The organism is Pseudoxanthomonas sp. GW835-FHT14C01, from assembly GCF_058793715.1.
The window spans coordinates 461,728-478,811 of sequence record NZ_JBXAGB010000001.1 but is presented as its reverse complement, the minus strand read 5'-3'; the positions used below and the strand labels follow the sequence as shown (position 1 = coordinate 478,811).

15 protein-coding genes are annotated in these 17,084 nt (G+C 68.2%); 12 read left to right on the top strand and 3 right to left on the bottom strand.

What is annotated here, in order from left to right:
• The first annotated feature begins 3 nt into the window (after nucleotides 1–3).
• Nucleotides 4–873 (top strand): NAD-dependent protein deacetylase, encoded by an 870-nt coding sequence (locus tag AC1Q5B_RS02150; protein ID WP_492630095.1) that lies wholly within the window; start codon nucleotides 4–6, stop codon nucleotides 871–873.
• On the opposite strand, the gene AC1Q5B_RS02145 is transcribed toward AC1Q5B_RS02150, so the two are convergent.
• On the bottom strand, nucleotides 848–3,052 hold the full coding sequence (locus AC1Q5B_RS02145; RefSeq protein WP_492630094.1) for a sensor domain-containing protein: 2,205 nt from the start codon (nucleotides 3,050–3,052) through the stop codon (nucleotides 848–850). The genes AC1Q5B_RS02150 and AC1Q5B_RS02145 overlap by 26 nt on opposite strands.
• Before the next feature lie 875 nt (nucleotides 3,053–3,927).
• Here AC1Q5B_RS02145 and AC1Q5B_RS02140 point away from each other — a divergent pair.
• The 3 genes from AC1Q5B_RS02140 (at nucleotide 3,928) to hemC (ending at nucleotide 6,387) form a co-directional block, all read left to right on the top strand.
• Complete coding sequence (locus AC1Q5B_RS02140) at nucleotides 3,928–4,614, top strand: alpha/beta hydrolase (RefSeq protein WP_492630093.1); 687 nt, start codon at nucleotides 3,928–3,930, stop codon at nucleotides 4,612–4,614.
• A gap of 95 nt (nucleotides 4,615–4,709) precedes the next feature.
• Nucleotides 4,710–5,441 (top strand): LytR/AlgR family response regulator transcription factor, encoded by a 732-nt coding sequence (locus AC1Q5B_RS02135; RefSeq protein WP_492630092.1) that lies wholly within the window; start codon nucleotides 4,710–4,712, stop codon nucleotides 5,439–5,441.
• 37 nt (nucleotides 5,442–5,478) lie between these two features.
• On the top strand, nucleotides 5,479–6,387 hold the full coding sequence (gene hemC, locus AC1Q5B_RS02130) for a hydroxymethylbilane synthase (protein WP_492630091.1): 909 nt from the start codon (nucleotides 5,479–5,481) through the stop codon (nucleotides 6,385–6,387).
• 11 nt (nucleotides 6,388–6,398) lie between these two features.
• Here hemC and AC1Q5B_RS02125 read toward each other — a convergent pair whose 3' ends face one another.
• The gene (locus tag AC1Q5B_RS02125; protein ID WP_492630933.1) at nucleotides 6,399–7,166 is read right to left on the bottom strand and encodes a DUF481 domain-containing protein; all 768 of its coding nucleotides are present in this window, start codon (nucleotides 7,164–7,166) and stop codon (nucleotides 6,399–6,401) included.
• Nucleotides 7,167–7,978: 812 nt separating this feature from the next.
• Here AC1Q5B_RS02125 and AC1Q5B_RS02120 point away from each other — a divergent pair.
• Nucleotides 7,979–8,950 carry a helix-turn-helix transcriptional regulator gene (locus AC1Q5B_RS02120; protein WP_492630090.1) on the top strand — a complete coding sequence of 324 codons (972 nt, stop codon included), beginning with the start codon at nucleotides 7,979–7,981 and terminating at the stop codon, nucleotides 8,948–8,950.
• 115 nt (nucleotides 8,951–9,065) lie between these two features.
• Here the strand turns inward: AC1Q5B_RS02120 and AC1Q5B_RS02115 are convergent, their stop codons facing one another.
• Nucleotides 9,066–9,650: a lipocalin family protein gene (locus AC1Q5B_RS02115; protein ID WP_492630089.1), complete on the bottom strand. Its 585-nt coding sequence runs from the start codon at nucleotides 9,648–9,650 to the stop codon at nucleotides 9,066–9,068.
• 137 nt (nucleotides 9,651–9,787) lie between these two features.
• On the opposite strand from AC1Q5B_RS02115, the gene AC1Q5B_RS02110 reads away from it, so the two are divergent.
• From AC1Q5B_RS02110 to AC1Q5B_RS02080, 7 genes are all read left to right on the top strand, one after another.
• Nucleotides 9,788–10,102: a hypothetical protein gene (locus AC1Q5B_RS02110; RefSeq protein ID WP_492630088.1), complete on the top strand. Its 315-nt coding sequence runs from the start codon at nucleotides 9,788–9,790 to the stop codon at nucleotides 10,100–10,102.
• A 76-nt stretch (nucleotides 10,103–10,178) separates the two neighbouring features.
• Nucleotides 10,179–12,284 carry a prolyl oligopeptidase family serine peptidase gene (locus tag AC1Q5B_RS02105; RefSeq protein WP_492630087.1) on the top strand — a complete coding sequence of 702 codons (2,106 nt, stop codon included), beginning with the start codon at nucleotides 10,179–10,181 and terminating at the stop codon, nucleotides 12,282–12,284.
• A 138-nt stretch (nucleotides 12,285–12,422) separates the two neighbouring features.
• The gene (locus AC1Q5B_RS02100) at nucleotides 12,423–14,597 is read left to right on the top strand and encodes a S9 family peptidase (RefSeq protein ID WP_492630086.1); all 2,175 of its coding nucleotides are present in this window, start codon (nucleotides 12,423–12,425) and stop codon (nucleotides 14,595–14,597) included.
• Nucleotides 14,598–14,910: 313 nt separating this feature from the next.
• Nucleotides 14,911–15,249, top strand: coding sequence for a YbaN family protein (locus tag AC1Q5B_RS02095; protein WP_492630932.1), 339 nt, complete (start codon nucleotides 14,911–14,913; stop codon nucleotides 15,247–15,249).
• 40 nt (nucleotides 15,250–15,289) lie between these two features.
• Nucleotides 15,290–15,499, top strand: a complete 210-nt coding sequence (gene lptM, locus AC1Q5B_RS02090; protein WP_492630085.1) for an LPS translocon maturation chaperone LptM — start codon at nucleotides 15,290–15,292, stop codon at nucleotides 15,497–15,499.
• Entirely contained in the window at nucleotides 15,492–16,355 is an 864-nt protein-coding gene (gene dapF, locus AC1Q5B_RS02085) for a diaminopimelate epimerase (RefSeq protein WP_492630084.1), read from the top strand. The genes lptM and dapF overlap by 8 nt, the downstream gene beginning before the upstream one ends.
• Nucleotides 16,352–17,026 (top strand): DUF484 family protein, encoded by a 675-nt coding sequence (locus tag AC1Q5B_RS02080; RefSeq protein ID WP_492630083.1) that lies wholly within the window; start codon nucleotides 16,352–16,354, stop codon nucleotides 17,024–17,026. The genes dapF and AC1Q5B_RS02080 overlap by 4 nt, the downstream gene beginning before the upstream one ends.
• Nucleotides 17,027–17,084 lie beyond the last annotated feature (58 nt).

Genomic DNA, 17,084 nt, shown 5'->3' with positions numbered 1-17,084 from the left:
GGCATGGCCTATGCTGCCGGCATGGACGACGCGAGACTCGAGGGATTCGTGGCGGCGCACCGCCGCCTGTTCGTGCTGACGGGCGCGGGATGCAGCACCGGCTCCGGCATTCCCGACTATCGGGACGAACAGGGCGCGTGGAAGCGCACGCCGCCGGTCACCTACCAGGCCTTCGTCGGTGATGTGGCGACACGCCAGCGCTACTGGGCACGCAGCCTGCTCGGCTGGCCGCGCGTCGCGGCGGCACGTCCAAATGCGGCACACCGCGCGCTGGCGGCACTCGAGCAACAGGGTCGTTGCGAACTGTTGCTGACGCAGAATGTCGACGGCCTGCACCAGGCCGCGGGCAGCACGGAGGTGATCGATCTCCATGGTCGCCTGGATGGCGTTGTTTGCCTCGCATGCGGCGCGGTTTCCTCACGCGCACGCCTGCAGCTTCGTCTGCATCAGGCCAACCCCGGCTGGGCCAGTCTGGAGGCGGGCGCTGCGCCGGATGGGGATGCCGACCTGGAAGCGGAGGATTTCTCCCTGTTCCGGGTGCCTGCATGCGAGCGCTGCGAGGGCCTGCTCAAGCCGGACGTGGTGTTCTTCGGCGAGAACGTGCCGCGTGCGCGGGTCGATCGTGCGATGGCGCATCTGGGCCGGGCCGACGCGATGCTCGTGGTCGGGTCGTCGCTGATGGTCTACTCGGGTCTCCGCTTCGTGCACGCCGCGATACGGCTTGGTCTGCCCGTGACGGCGGTCGGCCTGGGGCGCACACGGGCCGACGACGTCCTGCAGTTCCGGGTAGCGGCGCCCTGCGATGAGGCGCTCGCTTTCCTGCTTGACGACGCAGCGCGTCTGCCGGTCACTCCGTCGGCGGCTGCAGGCTGACCCAGCGCTCCAGCGAGTGCGGCGACAGCGGGCGCGAGACGTAGTAGCCCTGCAGCAGGTCGCAGTTGAGCGAGTCCAGTACCGCCCGCTGCGCCGCGTTCTCCACGCCCTCGGCCACCACTTTCAGGGACAGGCTTTCGCCGATGCGCAGGATGGAGGTGGTCAGCGCACGCGCGGATTCGCTGTGCTCCAGGTCGCGGACGAAGCTCATGTCCAGCTTCAGCTCGCTGATCGGCAGCCGGTGCAGGTGGCTGAGGCTGGAATAGCCGGTGCCGAAGTCGTCGATCGACAGGCGGACACCCATCCGGTGGATCGCATCGATGTTGGCGAGCACTTCCGGCTTCTGCGCCAGCATGACGCTCTCGGTCACCTCGACCATCAGTTCGTCGGGCGACAGTCCGCACTTGCCCAGCACGTTGCCGATGAAGGTGGGCAGGTCCTGCTGTTCGAAGTTGATCGCCGACAGGTTGACCGACACGCGCGGCACCGGCACGCCGCGGCGACGCCAGTCCGCCATCTGCGTGCAGGCTTCCTCCAGCGTCCAGCGCCCCAGCTCGTCGATCAGGCCGCATTCCTCGGCCATCGGCACGAAGGTCGCGGGCGAGATCTCGCCGATCTCAGGGTGCCGCCAGCGCAGCAGCGCTTCGACGCCATGCAGGCGCGCTTCGGCGTCCAGCGCGACCTGCGGCTGGTAATGCAGCCGCAGCTGGCCACTGCGCACCGCCTCGCGCAGGGCGTTCTCGAGCGCCAGGCGTTCCTGCATCGCCTGGTTCATCTCCAGGCTGTAGAACACGATGCGCCCGCCGCCCTCGGACTTGGCGCGGTACATGGCGATGTCGGCATGGCGCACCAGCGAGTCGACATCCCAGCCGTCGGCCGGGAACATGGCCACGCCCACGCTGGCCTGCGGCGTCAGCATCATGCGGCCGGCGTTGACCGGCTCCGAGAGGCGCGCCATCAACCGGTCGGCAAGGTTGGCGGCTTCTTCCGCCGTGCGGTCGGGGACCGCCAGCACGAATTCGTCGCCCGCCAGCCGCGCCACCACGTCGCCGTCGCGCACTTCGCCGCCGAGCCGCTTGGCCAGTTCGCGCAGCAGTGTGTCGCCGGCCGTGTGGCCCTGGGTGTCGTTGACGATCTTGAAGCGGTCGATGTCGACGAACAGCAGTGCCACCTGGCTGTCGCGTCGTGCTGCGCCCAGCAACATCTGCTCGACCTTGTTGTTGAACAGCGCACGGTTGGGCAGGCCGGTGAGTGTGTCGAAGAACGATAGCTGGTGCATGCGGGCGCGGGCGCGTTCGCGCTCCATCGCCAGTGCGCACAGATGCAGGCAGACGTCGACCACGCGCAGGTGGAACTCGTCGGGCGCCCGGTTTTCCCAGTAATACAGCGCGAACGTCCCCAGTACGCGTCCGTCGTTGCCCTTGATCGGGCTGGACCAGCAGGCGCGGATGCCGAGCGCGAGGAAGGGCGCGTTGTGCGACTGCCAGCGCGGGTCTCGTTCTATGTCGCGGCATTCCACCGGCTGCCCGCTCCACGCGGCCGAACCGCAGGCGCCGACCATCGGCCCGGCGAGTTCGCCGTCGATCAGGGCGCCGATGTGGTCGGGCAGGCTGGGCGATGCCAGCGGACGCAGGCGGCCGTAGTCGTCGACGCCGATCACCGAGGCCACCGCTTCCGGCATCACCTTCTCGACTTCGCGGCAGATCAGCGTCAGCGCGTCCTGCAGCGGCTGCTCGCGGACGATCGCGCCCAGCACCTTGCGGTGCATCTCCTCATGCAGCTTGCTGTGGGTGATGTCGGTGTAGACGCCCAGCAGATAGCGGACGTTGCGCTCGGGATCGAAGACGGGGTTCACCACCGCCGAGATCCACAGCGGTACGCCGTTCTTCGCGTACACCAGCAGCTCCGTGCGGTAGCCCTGGTGGGTATGCAGCTGTCCGCGCACCCATTCGACCGTTTCGGGATCGGTATGCGGACCGGCGAGGAAATCGCTGGGCCGGCGCCCGAGGGCGTCTTCCAGCGTGTAGCCGAACATGCGCGTGAACCCCTGGTTGATCCAGGTGATGCGCGCGGCATCGTCGCAGACGACGATGGCGTTGTCGCTGTGGTCGATGACCCATGACACGTCGGGTTCGCCATCGGCGATGTACGAAGGCATGGCGATGGCAGTGGGCCTCACGGTCGGTTCTTCCCCAAAAGAACGGTTGCCGCCAGATGGACCGGGTCCGCCACCGCATTGCCTGCCAGGCCTTACCCGAAAGCGGGACGATGCGACACGCATCTCCCCGATATCGCCGCACTTTACCTGAAGTTTTCCGCTGCGCGCGCGATGGATGGGCGTGCAAACGCTTCCAGCCGATTCCGGGGCGTAACGTGAGGGGAGCGTGCTGCGTTCGCGTATCGGGATCGTTGTGCGACAGGGGTTTGCCGGACAGGCGCGCACCCACACGGTGCAGGATGCTGGCTGACGCACCGCCGTCATCTGGGCTGCATGAGAACGACAGGGTGGGCGTGGCGATCGCGCGGTGTCTGGCGGGATGCGGTCCCGCGTCATGGCCGGCGACGGGTCAGCAGGAAAGACCGCCCATGTCCCTGGCGGAAACCGGTGTCGGGACCGTGCCGGCGACGCGGTATGACCGCGCCACGCACGCGCTTTCGGAGGGCAGCATGTGGTTGCCCGCGGGCGACACAACGCGGTGGAGCATTGCTTCGAGGCGCGACGAGGCAGCGGAGGAAGGGCGCGGTGACGTCGCCGACTGCTTCACGGCTGCCCGCTCTGATCGAGCGTATCGACGTACGAGCGCCCGCATTGCCGCGCTGCGTGCGGACGTGGCGCTCCTGATGCGAGAACAGACCGTTCGCACGGCCGCCGTCATGGCGCCGCTGCCCTGTCATCACACCCGCCGCCGCCCGCGTCATCCGCACCCGCCCACGCCCCGCACATCGGGCAGGCGGAAGTGGCCTTCACCCTCCGGCCCGATGACAGCGGGCGCGCCCGGGGACGCCCGCAGCGGCTGAGTGGTGTCCGCGCGCATCTGCGGCGAGAATGGCGGCATGACGACTTCTTCCGCTTCCGCCCTGCTCGAAACCGTCGAACAGGAAACCGGCCCGGCGCCGCAGTGGTCCGTGCTGTGGCTGCACGGGCTGGGCGCCGACGGCCATGACTTCGCGCCGCTGGTGCCCGAACTGGTGCGACCGGGCTGGCCGGCGCTGCGCTTCGTGTTCCCGCATGCGCCCGTGCGTGCGGTGACCATCAACAACGGCGTGCGCATGCGCGCGTGGTACGACATCGTCGGCATGGATTTCCCCACCCGCGCGGACAGCGCCGGTATCGAGGCGTCCATCGTCCAGGTGGAGGCGCTGATCGCGCGCGAACAGGCACGCGGCATCGCGCCGGAGCGCCTGCTGCTGGCCGGGTTCTCGCAGGGGGGCGCGATCACGCTGGCCGCCGGCCTGCGCAGGCAGGTGCCGCTGGCCGGACTCATCGCGCTGTCGACCTACCTGCCGGGGGCCGCGCAGGCCAAGGCCCATCTCGTCCACGCGGCGACCGCGCAGCCGGTCTTCATGGCGCACGGCAGCGCCGATCCGGTGATCCCGCTGGTCCATGCCGAACAGAGCGCGCGCGTGCTGGGCGAGCTGGGATTCGGTGTGGCATGGCACCGCTACCCCATGGCGCACCAGGTCTGCGCGGAGGAAATCCGTGACCTGGGTGACTGGATGGCGCAGCGATTTGCGTTGTAATCCCCACGTATCCCCGGGTGGATGACGCATGGCGTCGCCATGGGTAACCTAGGCCACGGGGGATCACGCCAACGTTCACCGAGGACGCCATTGCCGTGAAAGTGGTCATCGCCGACGACGAATCCCTTGCCCGCGAGCGCCTGCGCGCGCTGCTCGCCGAGCATCCCGGCATCGAAGTGGTCGCCGAAGCCGAGAACGGCCTCGATGCGCTGCAGGCCTGTTCGCAGCATCGGCCCGACATGGTGCTGCTCGACATCGCCATGCCCGGCGTGGACGGACTGGAAGCCGCGCGCCATCTGGCGGCGTTCGACCCGCGTCCGGCGGTCGTGTTCTGCACGGCGTACGACGAACACGCGCTGTCCGCCTTCGAGGCGGCGGCCATCGACTACCTGATGAAGCCGATCCGTCCCGAGCGGCTGGCGGCCGCGCTCGAGCGCGCGCGCACCTTCATCGCCGGACGCGAGACCCATCCGCCGGCCACGTCCAACAGCCAGCCGCGCACCCATCTGTGCGCGCGCCTGCGCGGCAGCCTGCGCCTGATCCCGGTTGACGAGGTCCACTACCTCCAGGCCGAGGAAAAATACGTGGTGGTGCACCATGCCCGCGGCGAGGACCTGATCGAAGAGTCGCTGAGGTCGCTGGAAGAGGAATTCGGCAGCCGCTTCGTACGGATCCACCGCAACTGCCTGGTCGCGCGGCACGAACTGGTCGAGATCAAGCGCATCGGCGACGGCCAGGTGCAGGCCATCCTCCGCCACGGCAAGGTGCCGCTGGAAGTCAGCCGCCGTTGCGTGGCCGGCCTGCGCGAGACCGTCAAGGCGCTCTGATCCCCGCGTGCACCGCGCCATGCGGGATAATGCCCGCATGACCACGTTGCGCATCGCCACCCGCAAGAGCCCGCTCGCCCTCTGGCAGAGCGAACACGTCGCCGACCGCCTGCGTGCCGCCCACCCCGGGCTGGTCGTCGAACTGGTACCGATGAGCACGCGCGGCGACGAAGTGCTCGACCGCTCGCTGGCCACGATCGGCGGCAAGGGCCTGTTCCTGAAGGAACTGGAGCTGGCGATGCTGCGGGGCGAGGCCGACTGCGCGGTGCATTCGCTGAAGGACGTGCCGATGGAGCTGGAAGGCCCGTTCGCCCTGCCGGCGATCCTGACGCGTGCCGATCCCGCCGATGCCTTCGTCTCGAACCGGTACGCCGACATCGCCGCCCTGCCGCAGGGCGCGCGCGTGGGCACTTCCTCGCTGCGCCGGCAGGCACAGTTGCGTGCGTTGCGGTCCGACCTGGAGCTGCTGGACCTGCGCGGCAACGTCAACACGCGCCTGGCCAAGCTGGACGCGGGCGAGTACGACGCGATCGTCCTGGCCTGCGCGGGCCTGCAGCGGCTCGGTTTCGCCTCGCGCATCCGCGCGCGGCTGGACGCGCCGGACTGGCTGCCGGCGCCGGCGCAGGGCGCGGTCTCGGTGGAGTGCCGTGCCGATGATCCCGCTACGCGTGCCTTGTTCGCCGTGCTGGACGATGCCGCCACCCGCGTGTGCGTGGAAGCGGAGCGCGCGATGAATCGCGCGCTTCACGGCAGCTGCCATGTCCCCGTGGCCGCGTTCGCACAGCGCGACGGCGACGATCTGGTCCTGTCCGGACTGGTGGGGTCGGCGAAGGACGGCCAGGTGCTGCGGACGGAAGCCCGCGGACCGGACGCCGACCCCGAGGCGCTGGGCCGCCGGGTCGCCGCGCAACTGCTGGAGCAGGGCGCGGGCGCGTTCCTCGCCTGACGGGCAGGCGCTTACTTGAAGCGGTAGACCACGTTCATCGTGGTCAGCGTGTCGGTCTTCTTGATGTCGGGCGCGACGTCGCTGTTATGGCGTGCCTGCCAGCCGGCCTTCAGCGCCAGGTGCGAGTTCATCGTCACCGACACGCCCAGGTCGTTCTGCGCGAACGTGTTGTATTCGCCGGATTCGACCAGCAGCTTGTTCACGATCTCGGTGTTGTCGCTCAGCGCATAGCGCATGTCGATCAGGCCACGGCCGATGAAGCTGGCTTCGTTGCGGCCGTCGACGGTGTCGTAGGCGCGGCGGAAACCGGGGCCCACCTGCAGGTCGAGATGCGCGCGCTCGTTCTCGATCACGCGGTTGCCGTAGCTCAGGCTGACCGACTGCTGTCGGCGGTAGGTGCCGAAGTCGTCTTCTTCGTGGCGCACCGAGGTGTTGAGCGTGCCGCGATCGTCCATGAGGTAGGCGCTGTTGGCGGTGACCGTGTAGCGGTTCGCGGTGGTGCGCCGGTCGCGGACCACGCTGCCGTCGTCCTGCGTGCGCTTGTACTCCGAGCGCGAATGCAGGCCGAACAGGCTGGCGCTGTGGCGCCATGCCGCGCCGTCCTTGTAGGTCAGGTCCAGCCGGCCGTTGAAGCTCTCGTTGTTGGTATTGCCGCTGGCGGCCGCGAATCCGAGTTCACCGCCGCCGGTCAGGCTCGGTGCGGGCGGTGCCGGGGGAGGCGGCTCGGGCGGCGTTTCGGGGATCGGACGCACGGCCATGGCGACCACGGGAAGCGCCATCCCGGTCTGCTTGCCCAGGCCCTTGCCGGCGGCCTGCGGGGCGTCGGTCTTGTCGTTGCGCGGCAGCAGCGGGGCATCCACCGCCTGAGCCCGTGCCGTGCCGCTTGCCAGCAGGGCGAGGGCGAACAGGGAAGAGGACGTGCGGCGGAACATGGCGGATCTCGGGATAGGGGTGTAATCGATTACATGGTAGGCGGCGACGTGTGATGCCACAACCCAAGTACTTGTTCCGATTCAGGTTTGCGACATGGAGTGTGCCATGCCTCTGCGCCCGAATCAGGATCGCCGTCACGGTCGGCAGTACTCGCGATACCTCCGCAACTCCCCGGCAAGGCGGCGCAGCCCTTCGTCGCTGGTGTCCGGGCGCCGGCCGTGGACGGTGTCGTGGATATGCGTGCACGGACCGGTGGTGCGGCCGGTCCGCCGACGAGCCAACCGATCGTCTCCGGCAAGGGGGCGCTCGGGTGACGCCGGATCGCGCATGCGGAACCTTACCTTCGTCGGCACCAGCGGGACGTCTCGGGGAACGCGGCGGGCAGTCAGGCCAGGCGGGAATACGGCGTCATTCCTTCAGTCCGTTACCGCGCGGCATCGAGCAGCGCTGCGACCGTGCAGGGTATTCCCGGACGAGGGCGCCTTGGGTCCGTGCGTTGAGGGTGTCACGACGGCGAGGACACGCCGCAGCACCAGGCACCGCACGGGCCCAAGACGCCGTCGGCGCAGGTCCCCCTGTTTCCGATCCAACGGCGGACGGGCGACGAAAACGGCCACCTGTCGGTGATAATCGATGCACGCCCCCTGCCGTGCCGCCCATGGACAAGATCGAACGCATCACCGCCCTGCACCGCATCCTCAAGGCGGCGCGCTATCCGGTCACGGTGAAGCGCCTGCAGGAGGAACTGGGGTGTTCGCGCGCCACGGTCTATCGCGACCTCGCCTACCTGCGCGACGCGCTGATGGCCCCGATCGAAGGCGATGGCGAGGCGGGTTTCCGGTACCACGCCGCGGAAAGCGACCGCTTCGAACTGCCCGGCCTGTGGCTCAGTTCGGAAGAGCTGTATGCCCTGCTGGCGGCCCAGCAGTTGCTGGTGCGCACCGGTGGCGGCGTGCTGTCGGGCGCGCTGGCGCCGCTGCAGAAGCGCATCGAAGGCTTGCTGGCCGACCATGCGGGCGTGGACCACTGGCCGGTCGACCGCGTGCGGGTGATCCCGCACCGCGGGCGGAAACTGGACGAAGCCAGCTTCCGCACCGTCGCCTCCGCTGTGCTGGAGCGCAGGCAATTGCAGTTCGAGTACCGCGCGCGTTCCACCGACGAGCGTACGAAGCGGACGGTGTCACCGCAGCGCATTACCCACTACCGCGACAACTGGTACCTCGACGCCTGGGACCACGAGCGTAACGCGCTGCGCAGTTTCGCCGTCGACCGCGTGGGCAACGCGCGGCTGGGCGAAGAGCCTGCGCGCGATCTGCCCAACGAAGAACTCAACCAGCACCTCGCGTCGAGCTACGGCATCTTCTCCGGCGAACCGAAAGGCTGGGCGACCATCCTGTTCAGCGCCAAGGCCGCGCGCTGGGTGGCCGACGAGCAGTGGCACTCCAAGCAGCAGGGTCGCCACCTGCCCGATGGTCGCTACGAGCTGAAGATCCCCTACAGCGTCTCGCGCGAGTTGCTGATGGACATCCTGCATTACGGTGCCGATGCCGAAATCGTCGAGCCCGCCGTGCTGCGCGAGCAGGCGAAGGCGCTGCTGGAACTCGCGCTGTCGAACTACGAGAAGAAGTAAGGCCGTCGGTGGTGTGGGTGTGGCGGCGACGTAAGTCGCGGAGCTTTTCCGTTCACCTCACCTGCCATCGCGACGTGCGTCGCTCGCCAGGGATGATTTCCCCAGGAGTACCCTTTCAGGGCCCCTTCGGTTCGCCGAAGCCGGGCTTGCCTAGCTGTTCCGGCACCTGCGGCACGCGCACCAGCTGGCGCGCGTTGATGCCATGGTCGCGGGCGCGCCTGACCAGGTCCTGATACTGCGCATTTTCCATCACGGCCTCGCGGGCGAGGATCCAGCCCATGTCGCGCCCCGGATAGTCCACCAGCATCCACGAATAATCCGGTGCCACTTCGACGATGCGCCACTTCGCCGGCACCACGCCGGCGAACCAGAGCGTCCATTCGCGGTTGCCGGAACCGCCCTTGACCGATGCGCGCGCGTCGCGCTGCTGTTCGGGCGCGGCGAAGTCCTCGCGGTAGCGATAGGTCAGCCCGATCTTGTCGCTGTCCCTCAGCGCGTATTCGTAGCGCGCGGCGACATGGCCGCGTTCGGCGAAGTAGGGAATGTGCGCGACGACGTGCCAGCTGCCCATCAGGCGCGGCAGATCGATGGCATCCGGCGTGTCCTGCGGCGCACCGCGGCTGGCGCAGCCGGCCACCAGGCACAGGAGCAGCGCGAACAGCGCGATACGGGGCAGGCGGTGGGACGGCGACACGGACATGTGGAACTCCTTCTTCCCTGTCTTACGGACATGGTCGCCATCAGGGTGCGATGGCGATGTTAACCGGTGACGTCGCAATCCATGAGATGCGCGTGCGCGAATGTGACGTCGTCCTGACATCACCTAAGGAATCCACCATGTCTACAGTGTCGCTCCAGGGTCCGCATGCCGTTCGCCAGGACCATCCCGACGCCCATCTCGACCGCGTGCTGCGCCGGCTGGTGCTGGCAGGCCTGGCGCTCGTCGTTCTGGTGCCGCTGGCACGTGCCAGCACCGACTGGCTGGGCTGGCTGCCGCTGTGGCTGGTCGGCATGCCGGCCGCGGCATGGTGGGCGCTGCACCGCTTCCGGTTGCCGGCGGCCGGGGCGCTGTCGCAGGTGATCCGGCGCCGTCGGGGCCCGCAGGCGCGGCGGGTCCGGGCGCGCCCGAGCGGGCTGGCCCGGGCGGCCTGACCTTCGGCAGGGGGTGGCCTCCGGGCCTTGTGCTAGCGTGACATGTTCATGAACTGCACCTCCGGAGCCCCTTCCGATGTCAAAACTCGCCCATGCCTGCCTGGCGGCAGGCTTCGCCGTTGCCGGCGCGCTGTCGATCCCGGCCCACGCCAAGGACGCTGACGTGTCCGACGACCCGTATGCCTGGCTGGAAGACGTCGAGGGCCAGAAACAGCTCGACTGGGTGAAGGGCGTCAACGCCAAGGCGGAGGCCGAGATCGCGTCGACCCCGGCCTTCAAGCAGCTGGAAGCCGACATCCGCGCCATCCTCGATTCCGACGCCAAGATCCCGGGCGTGCAGAAGATCGGCGACCACTACTACAACTTCTGGAAGGACAAGCAGCACGAGCGTGGCCTGTGGCGCCGCACCACGCTGGCCGAGTACCGCAAGCCGCAGCCGCAGTGGGAAACCGTGCTGGACCTGGACGCGCTGAACAAGGCCGAGGGCAAAAACTGGGTCTGGCATGGCGCCGATTGCCGCAAGCCCGACTACACGCGTTGCCTGATCGCGCTGTCGCGCGGCGGCGCCGACGCCGACGAGACGCGCGAGTTCGACCTGGTCAACAAGAAGTTCCTGACCGACGGGTTCTACCGTCCCGAAGCCAAGGGTGCGCTGGGCTGGAAGGACGCCGACACCGTCTATGTCTACACCGATTTCGGCGCCGGCAGCCTGACCAGCTCCGGTTATCCGCGCATCGTCAAGGAATGGAAGCGCGGCACGCCGCTGGACAGCGCGAAGGTCGTCTACGAAGGCAAGCCGGACGACATGTACATCGCCGCGTACCACGACGACACGCCGGGCTTCCAGCGCGATTTCGTCAGCCGCACGCTGGCCTTCTACAACGACGAGCTGTACCTGCGCGGCCAGGACGGCACGCTCACCAGGATCGACGCGCCGAACTCGGCCAACAAGGGCGCGTTCCGCGAATGGCTGACGCTGGAACTGCGCGAGCCGTGGACCGTCGGCGGCAAGACGTACGCCGCGGGCTCGCTGCTGGCGGCGAAGTTCGACGACTTCATGGCGGGCAAGCGCACGTTCGACGTGCTGTTCGAACCGACCCCGACCACCTCGCTCGCCGGCATGTCCGTCACCAGGCACCACGTCGTGCTGAACGTGCTGGACGACGTCAAGAACCGGCTCAGCGTGCTGACGCCGTCGGCCACCGGCTGGAAGCGCGGCGAGTTCGTCGGTGCGCCGGGCTTCGGCACCGTCAGTGTCAGCGCCGTCGACAGCGATGACAGCGACGCGGTGTGGATGACCGTCACCGACTACCTGACGCCGACCACGCTGTCGCTGGTCGAATTGGGCCAGAAGCCGGAACAGCTGAAGTCGATGCCGGCGTTCTTCGACGCCTCGGGCAAGAAGATCGAACAGCACTTCGCCACGTCCAAGGACGGCACCAAGATCCCGTACTTCCTGGTGCGCCCCGACGGCCTGAAGTACGACGGCAGCACGCCGACCCTGCTGTACGGCTACGGTGGCTTCGAGATCTCGATGACCCCCGGTTATTCGGGCGGGGTCGGCAAGGGCTGGCTGGAGAAGGGCGGCGTGTACGCGGTCGCCAACATCCGCGGCGGCGGCGAGTACGGCCCGCGCTGGCACCAGGCGGCGCTGAAGGCCAACCGCCACAAGGCCTATGAGGACTTCGCCGCCGTCGCGCAGGACCTGATCGCGCGCAAGATCACCTCGCCGAAGCACCTGGGCATCCAGGGCGGCAGCAACGGCGGCCTGCTGACCGGCAACATGCTGACGCAGTACCCGGAGCTGTTCGGCGCGGTCGTCGTGCAGGTGCCGCTGCTCGACATGAAGCGCTACAGCCACCTGCTGGCTGGCGCGTCGTGGATGGCCGAGTACGGCAACCCCGACACCGCCGACTGGGACTTCATCAAGACGTTCTCGCCGTACCACCTGTTCGACGCGAAGAAGGATTACCCGCCGACCCTGTTCATGACCTCGACGCGCGATGACCGCGTGCACCCGGGCCACGCCCGCAAGATGGCGGCCAAGATGCTGGATGCCGGCAAGGACGTGCGCTACTACGAGAACATCGAAGGCGGTCATGGCGGTGCGGCGAACAATGCCCAGGCCGCGCACATGAGCGCGCTGGCCTACACCTTCCTCTGGCAGCAGTTGTCCAAGTAACCCCGGAGTTTCCGAAGGGCGGATGGGGGCAGCGCCGACTTCAAGCGGAGTCGCTCGCCCCCACCCCAACCCTCCCCCCGCGAGCGGAGGAGGGACCGACCGCTTCTCCATTGCATCCCGCATTCCCGGACCCCATCCATGAAGACGACTTCCTTCCTGCTTGCCGCGACCGTCCTGATGAGCACCACCCCGATCACCTCCGCTTTCGCCGCCACCGCCACGCCGCCCGACGTGGCCAAGAAGCCGCACGTCGTGAAAGCCCCGCATGGCGCCGAGCGCAACGACGAGTACTACTGGCTGCGCGACGACAAGCGCGAGAACAAGGAGATGCTGGCGTATCTCAACGCCGAGAACGCCTACACCGATGCGGTGATGGCGCCGCTGAAGCCGCTCGAGGACAAGCTCTACAACGAGGTCGTCGCCCGCATCAAGCAGGACGACGCCAGCGTGCCGTACCGCGAGCGCGGCTGGTGGTACTACGCGCGCTTCGTGACGGGCAAGGACTATCCCGTGCATGCGCGCCGCAAGGATGGCCCGGGCGTGGACGCGGTATCGATCCAGGCGGCCAACGCCGCCGGCGACTTCGCCGGCGAGCAGGTGCTGCTGGACGTCAATGCGCTGGGCGAAGGCAAGGACTACTACAGTGTCGGCGACTACGAGGTCAGCCAGGACAACCGCCTGCTCGCCTACGCCGACGACACCAATGGCCGTCGCCAGTACACGATCCGTTTCAAGAACCTGGACACCGGCGAGATCCTGCCGGACACCGTGACCAATGCCGAGCCGAACCTGGTCTGGTCCGACGACGGCCGTACGCTGTTCTACGTGGACAAGGATCCGGAAACCCTGCTCAGCAAACGCGTGAAGTCGCATGTGCTGGGTACGCCGGCCAGTCAGGACAAGCTGGTCTACGAAGAGGAAGACGACAGCTTCTACATGGGCATCGGTCGTACGCGCGACGACCAGTTCATCTGCATCGGCGTGGAAAGCACCGTGTCCTCGGAGATGCGCTGCACCCCGGCCGCCAGCCCAGGCGTGTTCACCGTGCTGGCGCCGCGCGAGCGCGACGTCGAGTACCAGGCCGATCACCTGGGCGGCCGCTGGGTCATCCGCACGAATGCCGACGGCGCCACCAATTTCAAGGTCGTCACCGCGCCGACCGGTTCGACCTCGCGCAAGGACTGGAAGGACTGGGTCGCGCACCGCGACGACGTGTTCGTCGAAGGCATCGAACTGTTCGACGGCTTCAGCGTGGTATCGGAGCGCGCCAATGCGCTGGAAAGCCTGCGCGTGATCAAGGCCGACGGCAGCAGCGACTACGTCAAGGCCGACGAGCCGGCCTACTCGATGGGCCTGGCCGCCAATCCGGAAACCGGCACCGACTGGCTGCGCTACAGCTACACGTCGATGACCACGCCGGCCACGACCTATGAGATCAACGTCAAGACCGGCGAGCGCCGCCAGCTGAAGCAGCAGCCGGTGCCGGGCTACGACGCGTCGAAGTACGTGACCGAGCGCGTGTGGGCGCCGGCGCGCGACGGCAAGACGAAGATCCCGGTGACGCTGGTGTACCGCAAGGACGTCGCCCGCGACGGCAAGGCGCCGATGCTGCAGTACGCCTACGGCAGCTACGGCTCGTCGATGGATCCGAACTTCAGCATCACCAACATCAGCCTGCTTGATCGTGGCGTGGTCTACGCGCTGGCGCACATCCGTGGCGGCCAGGAAATGGGCCGCACCTGGTACGACGACGGCAAGCTGTACAACAAGATCAACACGTTCACCGACTTCATCGACGTCACCGACTACCTGGTCAAGGAAGGCTACGCGGCCAAGGACCGCGTCGCCGCGATGGGCGGCAGCGCCGGCGGCCTGCTGATGGGCGCGGTGTCGAACATGGCGCCGGAGAAGTACAAGGTCATCCTGACCCTGGTGCCGTTCGTCGACGTGGTCACCACGATGCTGGACCCTAGCATTCCGCTGACCACCAACGAGTACGACGAGTGGGGCAACCCGGAAGAGAAGGGCTACTACGACTACATCCTGAAGTACTCGCCGTACGACAACCTGCAGGCCAAGGCCTATCCGGCGATGTTCGTCGGTACCGGCCTGTGGGATTCGCAGGTGCAGTACTGGGAGCCGGCCAAGTACGTCGCCCGTCTGCGCGACCTGAACACGAGCAAGAACACCATCGTGTTCCGTACCAACATGGAAGCCGGCCACGGCGGCAAATCCGGCCGTTTCCGCCAGTACCGCGAGCGTGCGGAAATGTACGCCTTCATGCTGGACCAGCTGGGCGTCGCGACGAAGTAACGGCGTCGTGCGGGAACAGGAAGAGCCGGGAAACCCCGGCTCTTTCCGTTTGCGGGTCGCGTGCCGGTCCGGGGCTTCAGCACGGGCACGTCATCGCCGATAACCCGGAGGAATCGGCGCAGTCGGGTGGTGGGTCATGGCAGGGTGGGGTGCGGTCGCAAGATCGGCGCGGATGGTATTCGCGCCGTCCATCTCCGATTTGGGGTACAAGGTCGCCGTGCACGACACGTCACCACCGCCGCGCGACCCGAACGACGCACGCCCGGTCCGCTTCCGTTGGGCCTGGTGGCTGCTGGCCTACGCCAGCCTCGGCATGGGCATTCTGGGCGTGTTCGTCCCCGGGCTGCCGACGACGGTCTTCATCCTGATCGCGGCCTACGCGGCGTCGCGCGGTTCGGAGCGCCTGCATCGCTACCTGGTCACCCATCCGCGCTTCGGCCCGATGATCCACGACTGGCATCTGCACCGCGCGGTCTCGCGGCGCGCCAAATGGGCGGCCACGTGGACGATGCTGGCCTGCGCGCTGATCCTGCTGGTCGTGATGTTGTGGACCGGCTCGCACCGCGGGTGGATGGTGGCGTTGCCGATCGCCTGCATGGCGGCCGTGGCCACCTGGCTGTGGCGTCGTCCGGAGCCGCCACGCGCAGGCTGAGCCGCCGCCGCATTCATCGGCCTGTGGCTATACTCGCGGCATGAACCGGAACGCCCGTCTTGTCCTCGCCGCCGCCTTGATGGCGGTCCTCTCCGCCTGCGGTGCCAAGGGCCCGCTGTTCATGCCGGAAAAGCCGGTCGAGGAGGCGCCGGTCGCGCCCGCCGACCGTACCCCGGCCGGCACCGACACGCTGCCGGCGGAGCCGCCGATCGATCCCGCCACGGTGCCCGCCACCGACGGGAATGGCTGATCCCTCGCACGCGCGGCTCGGGGCAATGCGCTTCACCAAGATGCACGGGGCCGGCAACGATTTCGTCGTGCTGGACCTGCGTGATGGCCTGCCGCCGCCGGACGCTGCCATGGCCGCGGCGCTGGCCGATCGCCACCGCGGCGTGGGCTGCGACCAGATCCTGACCATCGAGCCGCCGCGCAGCGCCGGTTCGGTCGCCGCCTACCGCATCTGGAATTCCGACGGGTCGCCGTCGCAGCAGTGCGGCAACGGTGCACGCTGCGTGGCCGCCTGGCTGGTGCGCGACGGCGCGGCGAAGGGCGATACGTTCGATGTCGACAGTCCGCTGGCCACGCACGCGGTCGAGCGGATCGGCGACGATCGCTATGCCATCGCCATGGGCGTCCCCGTGTTCGTGCCGGCCCGCATTCCCCTGCAAGGCTTCGAGCAGGTGCGGCTGGAGTACGACGCGGACGTGGACGAGGGCCTGCGCCTGCGCTTCGGCGCGGTATCGATGGGCAATCCGCACGCGGTCATCGAAGTGCCTTCCGTCGACGCGGCGCCGGTGCAGCACTACGGCCCGCTGCTGCAGCGCTCGCGGCATTTCCCGGAATCGGTCAACGTCGGTTTCGCCGAAGTCGTGGCGCGCGACCGTGTGCGCCTGCGGGTGTACGAGCGCGGCGTGGGCGAGACACTGGCCTGCGGAAGCGGCGCGTGTGCGGCGGCGGCGGTCCTGATCCGCCGCGACCGGGTCGACCGCGACGTGGCCATCGTGCTCCCGGGCGGAGAACTGCGCATCCGCTGGCCGGCCGACGACGCGCCGGTCATCATGTCCGGGCCGGCGGCATTCGTATTCGAAGGGGAATGGAAAGCATGAGCGAGACACTGGACAAACTGGCCGCCCACGACGTCGCGGCCTGGCTGCGGCGGCACCCGACCTTCCTGAAGCAGTTTCCGGACCTGGCATTGAGCATGGTGGTGCCGCGCGACGACGGCCCCACGGCGTCGCTGGCCAGCTACCAGCTGGAAGTGCTGCGCGACAAGAACCGCGAACTGTCCCGGCGTCTCAACGACCTGTTCGCCAACGCGCAGGAGAACGAGCGCCTGGCGGTGCGCACCCACCAGTTGGCGCTGACGCTGATGAAGCAGGGCACCGCCGCCGACACCGTGCGGGCGATGGCGGCGTCGCTGGCCGAGGACTTCAATGGCGACCGCGTCAGCATCGTGCTGCTGCAGCCGATCACCGGGCTGGAGGAGAGCGAGTGGCTGCAGGTCATTCCGGCCGACAACCCGCACATGGCGCCGTTCCGCGATTGCCTGCGCGATGGCGAGCCGATCTGCGGTCGCCTGCAGCCGGAAAAACACGTGCTGTTGTACGGGTCCCAGGCCGAGGAAGTGGCCTCGTCCGCGCTGTTGCCGCTGCCGGGCATCGGCCTGGTGGCGGTCGGCAGCCGCGACGGCAATCGTTTCTATCCCGGCATGGGTACGCTGTTCCTGCGCATGATGGGCGACACGCTGGTGACGGCATTGAAGCGGTTCGATGGCTGAGCGCGGGCTAACGCAAGGGCAACAAGGATTCCGGCATTCGCCGGAATGACGGATCACC

Bases quoted from the DNA above. Each gene is read 5' to 3' on its own strand.
- AC1Q5B_RS02140 (WP_492630093.1), top strand. From the start codon at position 3,928: ATGACGACTTCTTCCGCTTCCGCCCTGCTCGAAACCGTCGAACAGGAA.
- AC1Q5B_RS02100 (WP_492630086.1), top strand. From the start codon at position 12,423: ATGAAGACGACTTCCTTCCTGCTTGCCGCGACCGTCCTGATGAGCACC.
- AC1Q5B_RS02120 (WP_492630090.1), top strand. From the start codon at position 7,979: ATGGACAAGATCGAACGCATCACCGCCCTGCACCGCATCCTCAAGGCG.
- AC1Q5B_RS02080 (WP_492630083.1), top strand. From the start codon at position 16,352: ATGAGCGAGACACTGGACAAACTGGCCGCCCACGACGTCGCGGCCTGG.
- dapF (WP_492630084.1), top strand. From the start codon at position 15,492: ATGGCTGATCCCTCGCACGCGCGGCTCGGGGCAATGCGCTTCACCAAG.
- AC1Q5B_RS02115 (WP_492630089.1), bottom strand. From the start codon at position 9,650: ATGTCCGTGTCGCCGTCCCACCGCCTGCCCCGTATCGCGCTGTTCGCG.
- lptM (WP_492630085.1), top strand. From the start codon at position 15,290: ATGAACCGGAACGCCCGTCTTGTCCTCGCCGCCGCCTTGATGGCGGTC.
- AC1Q5B_RS02150 (WP_492630095.1), top strand. From the start codon at position 4: ATGGCCTATGCTGCCGGCATGGACGACGCGAGACTCGAGGGATTCGTG.
- hemC (WP_492630091.1), top strand. From the start codon at position 5,479: ATGACCACGTTGCGCATCGCCACCCGCAAGAGCCCGCTCGCCCTCTGG.
- AC1Q5B_RS02125 (WP_492630933.1), bottom strand. From the start codon at position 7,166: ATGGCGCTTCCCGTGGTCGCCATGGCCGTGCGTCCGATCCCCGAAACG.
- AC1Q5B_RS02105 (WP_492630087.1), top strand. From the start codon at position 10,179: ATGTCAAAACTCGCCCATGCCTGCCTGGCGGCAGGCTTCGCCGTTGCC.
- AC1Q5B_RS02095 (WP_492630932.1), top strand. From the start codon at position 14,911: ATGGGCATTCTGGGCGTGTTCGTCCCCGGGCTGCCGACGACGGTCTTC.
- AC1Q5B_RS02110 (WP_492630088.1), top strand. From the start codon at position 9,788: ATGTCTACAGTGTCGCTCCAGGGTCCGCATGCCGTTCGCCAGGACCAT.